Annotated in this window: 1 protein-coding gene; it reads right to left on the reverse strand. The window is 43.6% G+C overall.

Annotated elements, in window-relative coordinates:
* The coding region (locus A3763_RS22155) for a DNA gyrase subunit A (RefSeq protein ID WP_304440838.1) at window positions 1–602 on the reverse strand (602 nt) is incomplete at its 3' end.
* Window positions 603–958 lie beyond the last annotated feature (356 nt).

Raw genomic sequence — 958 nt, forward strand, 5'->3', positions numbered from 1 at the left:
CTATTTTCCATCAGAGCAAGGCAAGCACCAACAACTTCAGTTAAGTTGTGTGGTGGAATATTAGTCGCCATACCAACAGCGATACCTGACGAGCCATTCACCAACAGGTTAGGAACTCTAGTCGGCATAACTTCGGGTATCTGCTCGGTACCGTCATAGTTAGGAACAAAATCGACTGTTTCTTTGTCCAAGTCAGCAAGCAACGAATGAGCAAGCTTCTGCATACGAATTTCGGTATATCGCATCGCAGCTGGGTTATCACCATCTATGGAACCAAAGTTACCCTGTCCATCTACAAGCATGTAACGCAAAGAGAAAGGCTGAGCCATTCGTACAATCGTATCGTATACGGCGGAGTCACCATGAGGGTGATATTTACCGATTACGTCACCGACGACACGTGCTGACTTCTTGTACGCCTTGTTCCAGTCATTCCCCAGTTCGCTCATCGCAAACAAGACTCGACGATGCACAGGCTTGAGACCGTCACGCGCATCAGGCAAGGCACGACCAACGATAACACTCATCGCATAATCGAGATACGACTGCTTCAATTCGTCTTCAATATTAACTGGAAGGATTTCTTTCGCTTGATCACCCATATGGACAGCGTTCCTGTTTATTCTGATTATTAAAATAAAGGTCGCGATTCTAACATATTTGAATGTCAAAAGTGACCATATTTAAACTTTTTGAAGACTAAAAACTGGAGACTATGCGAGGAACTACTAAGCTGATAGATAAACCCACGGCTTCTATATAGCGCCCTTTTATTATGTACAGACTAGCGTACCCTCAACTATGAAAAAATTCTTACTTGTTGAAGACAGCTCGATTGTTGTAAAAATCATCAAACACATCAACAAAAGCAATGCTGGCTTCCCTTTTGACATCGCCACGTCCTTCGCAGAAGCAAAGGAACACATTCAAAATAATGGCGCAGATGCGTACCTTGTTG

Source organism: Oleiphilus sp. HI0128, assembly GCF_001635365.1.